A 6069-nucleotide genomic window follows, 5' to 3' on the forward strand; every position below is an offset into this window, starting at 1 on the left:
CGGCTCGGGGGGCGGGATCCCAGCGCGGCCAGGTCGGCCCGGAAACGGGCCGCCTCCTCCTGGAACCGGCGGGCCAGGCCCGGCGGTGCGCGCCCTGTTCGTGGTCGGCCCATTCGGGTGATCCGTCCTCGGCGGTGGCCGCGAGCTGTTGGTAGAGCGCGCGGACGAGCCGAATGGAACCGCGCAGGCGTTCCCGGCGTTGCCGTGGACGGTCATTGGCCTTTCTTGCTCCGGGGTGCGTGGTGGGTGCCAGATCCCCGACGCGTCTCGGCGTGGCCAGGTGCGGTCAGTGGTTCTCGGCGGCCGGAACCCGGGCCCAAGCTAGTGTCGCCCACCATGTGGACGGTCCTCTTTTACGTGAACCCCCTGACCATCACACTCGCGTTGGCCCTGGCACTGGTCGCGGCGTTGTTCCTGGCCCGGCGACGGCCGGCCGTGCGGGCGGTGACTCTTTGTCTGGCCACCCTGTACCTGCTGATCCTGGCGGCCCCCCTTGGTGGCCTGGGCACGATCGGCGGATCGGATCGCCACGTCATCTGGGATCCATGGGTGTCCTTCCAGGACATCGGTGTCCCGGAAGGGCCCGAAAATTTCGGAGTGACGCTCGACGACGGCCGCGTCATCCACTATTCGCCAACGGAACCGACGGCGATCGAGCGGGCCGAAAAAGCCGAGGTGGAAGACCCGGACTCGGAAGTGCTCCACGTGTACGAAGACCCGCACGGCTCCCTGGCCGTCACCGACACCCAGGGCACACCGGTGGCTCCGGGATCCGAGGCAGAGCGGACCGTCGTGCGGACCATCGGGCAGGAGCAGGCGTCCATGGACGCTCAGGTCGCCCGGTACGAGGAGGAGGGGCCATGGAGCGTCACCGGCGGCCTCGCCCTCCAGGAACGGGTCATGAACACGCTGTTGTTCGTGCCGATAGGCGTCGCCGCGTTCTTCGCGTTCTCCTCGTGGTCGGCCCGGCTCCTGTTCGGGCCCGCCCTGTCCTTGACCATCGAATCCACCCAATGGGCCCTCGCCTCGGATCGGTCGCCCGACACCGGTGACCTTCTCGTCAACGGTGTGGGCTCACTCTTGGGCTCCCTCATGGCCCTGACCGCGGTGGGCGTCGTCGGGGTCTTCGACCGCCGGGCCCGGACCCGGCCCCGGGTTCCCCTTCGGGACACCTCCTCCCCCGACCGCGCACCGGGCTCGCTCCCACGCACCGTGCCCTTCCCCTTGTCTCTCGCCCGGTTTCGGTCACGTTTCGAGCACACCGACTCGTCGACCTGGGATGACAAAAACGATGGGATTGACTCCCCTCTGTGATGGGAACTGGATCGACCGAAACCCCCTTAACCCTGGGAAGGGTGTGGCCGTTGGCTCCCGGACACAGCGACAAGGGCGGGCCCGTTCCCGTCCCCGAACCGGTCGCGCACTTCCACCGGCGGGAACTCCCCCCACCGCTCGTCGAAGATCAGGTGCTCACGGGGCCCGCCGGTGTGGGCAAGACCCAGTTGGCCGCGCACCATGCCCGGGCGCTGGTGGCCGACCATCCCGACACCCTCGTGGTGTGGGCCGACGCCACCGACCGGGAGGGCGTGGTCTTCGCCTACTCCCACGCGGCCCGCCGGGTCCTCGACCACTGCCCCGACGACCCCGAGCTCGCCGCCGGCCGGTTCCTGTCCTGGCTGTACGACCCGCCGCACGGCGTGGATCCTCGCTGGTTGGTGGTGTGGGACCACCTGACCGACCCCCGCGACTTCGACGACCTGTGGCCGCCGCTCGGTCACCGGTCCCGCACCGACGGCCGGGCCCGGGGGAGGGAGAAGGGCCGGATGATCGTCACCACCCGGCTGCCCACGGAACGCTTCGACCCTCCCGGCCGGCGCCCGGTCGAGGTCTCCACCTTCACCGAGACCGAGGCCCGCGCCTACCTGCGCTCCGCCCTCACCGAGGCCGGTGTCGCCCACTCCCCCGCCGAACTCGACACCCTCGCCGCCGCCCTCGACCACCACCCGCTCTCGTTGGGCCAGGCCGTCGCCTACATGGCGGACCGCCGCACCGCCTGTTCGGACTACCTGGAGCTGCTCGGCGACTCCCGTGACGCCCGCGAACCGGCGCTGGACCGCGCCGACCGCCACCGTCCGATCGGGGTGGCCCGCCCCCTCATGGGGCTGATCTCACTGCTCGGCCCCCTCGCCACCCCCGAACAGGTGCTCGTGTCCCGACCGTTCCGCAACCACCTGGGGCGCCGCACCTACCCGCCGCGGCGCCTCGCCGAGCACGAGGTCCGGTTGGCGTTGGCGTCCCTGGAACGCCTGCACCTGATCACCCGGGACACCCCACTCGTGATCGCCGCGCACGACCACCCGCGCGCCCGGCCGACCATGGAGAGCGTGCGCACGGCCGCCGACGGCCTCATGAAGGTGTGGCCGGACACCTGCCGGGGCGCCTCCCTGGAGTGGCGGCTGCTGTCGAGCACCGACGCTCTGCGCTCCCACGCGCCCTCCGGTTCCTTGTGGGACGTGGATCCGCACCCATTGCTGTTCCGCACCCGCGCCCCGGCCTGGGCCGGCGCCGCGGAGAGCCCGCTCCCCTACCGCGAGATGTTCATGGCGGGCTCCTACCGGGAGTTGGAGGAGTCCTACGAGAGGCACCTGGTGATGGAGGGGCCCGACGGGCCGACCACCCTGCGCGTTCGGCACTCCCTGGCCTACCTGCGCGCCTGGGCCGGCGACACCACCGGGGCCATGGTGCGCTTCCGGCACCTGCTGCACGACCTGCGCCGGTGGCAGGGCGCCGACCGGGTGGAGGCGTTCGGCACCCGAGGCAACCTGGCCCTGTGCCGGGCCGAGACCGGCGACCTGGCCGGGGCGGTCACCGAGTCCCGTCGGCTCCTGGAGGATCAGCGCGAGCATCTGGGCCCCGACCACCCGAACACGCTCACCACCCTGCACAACCTCGCTCATTGGCGGGGCGAGGCCGGAGACGCTCGCGGCGCCGCCGAGGAGTTCCGCCGGCTGGCCCGGACCCGCGCGGAGGTGTTGGGCGCCGACCACCCCGCCACGCTGCGCTGTCGACACGACCTGGCGTTCTGGCGGGCGCGCGCAGGCGAGACCGAGGGCGCCGTGCGGGCCCTGGAGGAGTTGCTGAGGGACCGAGGTCGGGTGCTGGGGCCTCGGCACCCGGACACCCTGACCACGAGGAGGCGGGTGGAACGTCTACGCCGCCAGGCCCGGGTCAAGGCGGAGGTGACGCCGAACGGTGGCGCGGGTTCGCAGGACAGTGGGGCCCGCGCCTCCCTGGCCGGGAGCAATGGAGGAAGTCACGAACTCGACCCCAACGACGAACCCACGGGCCCGCAGGCCGCCGAGCACCTCCGCGGCTGACCCCGGTCCGACCGCATCCTGATGATCTTGCTCGCGGCGCCGGTTTCGGCGCCGAAATGGGCGCCGGGAGCAAGATCTACTGGTTCATCATGGTGGGTGTCGGGAGGGGAGGGGCGGGAGCGGTCATTGTTCCGGATGTTCGACCTGATCGCTGATCTGGGCGGCCTCGACCTGGTCGGCCTCGGTCACCACCCGGCGCAGGGCGGGCACCGCCAGGGCCAGCGAGACCAGCAGCAGCACGCCCGAGGCGATCGGGACGTAGTACAGCTCCACCCGTCCGAGGAGGCCCGCCAGGAGCGCCGCGACCGGGCCGAAGGCGGTGCCGGACACCTGCACGAACGACATCACCCTCCCCAACCGGCGCCCGGGGACGATCAGCTGGATGGCACCGAGCATCACGATGTTGGACGCGGTGACCACGAACCCGAGCACGACCCACGCCACCACGGCCGCGTAGGCGTTCGGGGCCAGTCCGAAGCCCAGGAAGCACAGGCCGCTGACGGTGAAGAACACCAACTCCAGGCGGAACCGCCCCAGCCGGGCGAGCATCGCTCCGGCCGTGGCCGCGCCCAGGAGCGCGCCCACCGCGGACGATCCGAGGAAGGCCCCGTACAGGGCAGCCGGCACCCCGAAGTGGTTCTGCGCGAGCAGCACCATGACGGCGCTCAGCGCGGTGAAGGCGGCGTTGAGCGCCAGGTTGAACAGCAGGATCGGGCCGAGGGAGCTTCCCCGGAAGACGAAGACGAACCCCTCGCGCAGGTCGGCCAGGGCCGAGGGCCGCCCACCACCGGCGGCCCCGTCGACATCGTGCCCGGGAGCGCGACGCACCGCCAGGGGCAGCCCGAGCAGGACCAGTGCCCCGAGAACGTAGGCGCCGGCGTTGGCCGCGATGGGCACGAACGCCATGATCGCGAACAGGAACCCGGCGAGCGGCCCACCCGCGAAGTCCTGGGTGACGGTTCGCCCGCCCTCGATGCGCCCGTTGGCCCGGTCGATGGTCCCGGCCGGGGCGAGGTTCGGCATGAGCGCCCTGCCGGCCAGGTCGTAGAACACCTCGCAGGTCATGACGGTGAACATGACCGCGTACAGCACCCAGATGGTGGCGTGCCCGGTCGCCACGAGAACGGCCAAGGTCACGAGCGCGACCGACCGGACCACGTTGGCGCCGATCATCAGCCGCACCCGGTCGACCCGGTCGACGATCACCCCGGCCGCCAGTCCGAACAGCAGGAAGGGCACGAAGCGGGCGGCGAGCAGCCCGGACACCAGGAGCGGGTCGTTGGTGAACAGTGCCGCGACCAGTGGCAGGGCGATGGCCATCATGCCGTCGCCGAGGTCACTGGCCAGGCTCCCGAGCCAGAAGCGGTTGAAGTCCCGGCCGAGACCGGGTTTGCGCGTGGCCTTCTGCAAGGGGTGGCCTTTCGGAGGGGGTGGGGGCCGTGCGGCCGACTTCATCCTGCCCGGCAGGCCCCCTGTCCTCAAGCCCCGCTCACGGATCGTCCCGTTGCCGCGCGCAATCCCTTGTGGGGTCAGGGACGGCGGGTGGACAGGACACAGAACTCGTTGTCCTCCGGGTCGGCCATAACGACCCAGCTGAACTCGCTCTGTCCGTTGTCGGTTCGGCGGGCACCGAGTTCGACCAGTCGGCGGACCTCGTCGGCCTGATCCCGGTCGGTGGGGTTGACGTCGATGTGCAGTCGGTTCTTGATGGACTTGCCCTCGGGCACGCGGGAGAAGGTCAGCGCCGGAGGCACCGGCCCCGCACGGTTCTCGTCCTCCGCCGCCGTGGCCGGGCCGATGGCGACGAACGCGCCCTCGTCCTCCACTCCCAGCACATCGTAGTCCAGGACCGCGCACCAGAAACGGGCGAGGGCCTCCGGCTCCGCGCAGTCGATCGCGAGCTCGGTGAACTTGCTGGCCATGTCGGAACCTCCGGGTCGAGCCGTGCGGGTCGGGTTGCGGTGACGCCTGCTCGTTCGACATCCAAACACACGAGGCGTCGGCGATCCCACCACTTTTCCAGTACTCGGGTCTGCGGGAGGAGACAGAGGGAGCGCGTAGTGGGACGACGAAGATGGAAGATGGAAGACGCAGAGCCGCCAAGAATCCGCGGTGAGGTCGGGTACCCGGAGGGTCGGACGATTCCGGCAAGCGCCTGTTCCCTCGGCCTCTCGGTCACAGACGCTTGCCACAAAGGCGCTCGGTCCCTCTCAAGACCGCTCGCCGGCCGCCCCTTAGGGCTCATCTCATTTGGTGGGTCTGCGGAAGCAGATCAACGTGCAGGCGATGTCGGCGAACGCGAGGAAGTGCTCGGCTTTGCGCTCGTAGCGACGATGGAGACGGCGGCATCCGGCCGGCCAGGCCATGGTGCGCTCGACCTGCCAGCGGTGCCTCCCCAACCGCTTCGAGGATTCCACGCCCTTGCGAGCCAGGCGATGGACGATTCCGCGTTCACGCAGCCATCGGCTCAGGTGGTTGTAGTCGTAACCTTTGTCGCCGTGGAGCTTGCCGGGTTTGCGTCACCTGCGGCCTCGCCTGGACTTGATGGGCGGTATCACACGAATCAGCGGTTGCAGCAGGTTCGCACCCGAGATCGGCACCCCGGTCCGATCGGTGATCAAGTGGATCGTGGCGCCCTTCTTGCCCCCGATCGACAGGATTCGGACCCGTCAGGTCCCCCTTTGAGAGCACG

Annotated in this window: 4 protein-coding genes and 1 pseudogene; 2 read left to right on the forward strand and 3 right to left on the reverse strand. The window is 70.5% G+C overall.

Annotated features, from left to right (window positions below; translation table 11 throughout):
- Positions 1 to 357 precede the first annotated feature (357 nt).
- Both K8V84_RS10310 and K8V84_RS10315 read left to right on the forward strand, forming a co-directional pair.
- Complete coding sequence (locus tag K8V84_RS10310; protein ID WP_304073590.1) at positions 358 to 1314, forward strand: VanZ family protein; 957 nt, start codon at positions 358 to 360, stop codon at positions 1312 to 1314.
- Between the two features lie 50 nt (positions 1315 to 1364).
- The gene (locus K8V84_RS10315; RefSeq protein WP_304073592.1) at positions 1365 to 3377 is read left to right on the forward strand and encodes a tetratricopeptide repeat protein; all 2013 of its coding nucleotides are present in this window, start codon (positions 1365 to 1367) and stop codon (positions 3375 to 3377) included.
- Between the two features lie 123 nt (positions 3378 to 3500).
- On the opposite strand, the gene K8V84_RS10320 is transcribed toward K8V84_RS10315, so the two are convergent.
- The 3 genes and pseudogenes from K8V84_RS10320 to K8V84_RS10330 all read right to left on the reverse strand — a co-directional run.
- Complete coding sequence (locus K8V84_RS10320) at positions 3501 to 4787, reverse strand: MFS transporter (RefSeq protein WP_304073594.1); 1287 nt, start codon at positions 4785 to 4787, stop codon at positions 3501 to 3503.
- Between the two features lie 119 nt (positions 4788 to 4906).
- A complete protein-coding gene (locus K8V84_RS10325; RefSeq protein WP_304073596.1) occupies positions 4907 to 5299 on the reverse strand; it encodes a VOC family protein in 393 nt (130 codons plus the stop codon).
- A 324-nt stretch (positions 5300 to 5623) separates the two neighbouring features.
- Positions 5624 to 6069, reverse strand: a pseudogene (locus K8V84_RS10330) (transposase); the annotation flags it as partial.

The sequence above is a fragment of the Nocardiopsis listeri genome (assembly GCF_020741345.1).
Lineage (GTDB): Bacteria > Actinomycetota > Actinomycetes > Streptosporangiales > Streptosporangiaceae > Nocardiopsis > Nocardiopsis listeri_A.

Excerpts from the sequence above, each read along its gene's own strand:
- K8V84_RS10325 (WP_304073596.1), bottom strand. The coding sequence starts at position 5,299 with ATGGCCAGCAAGTTCACCGAGCTCGCGATCGACTGCGCGGAGCCGGAG.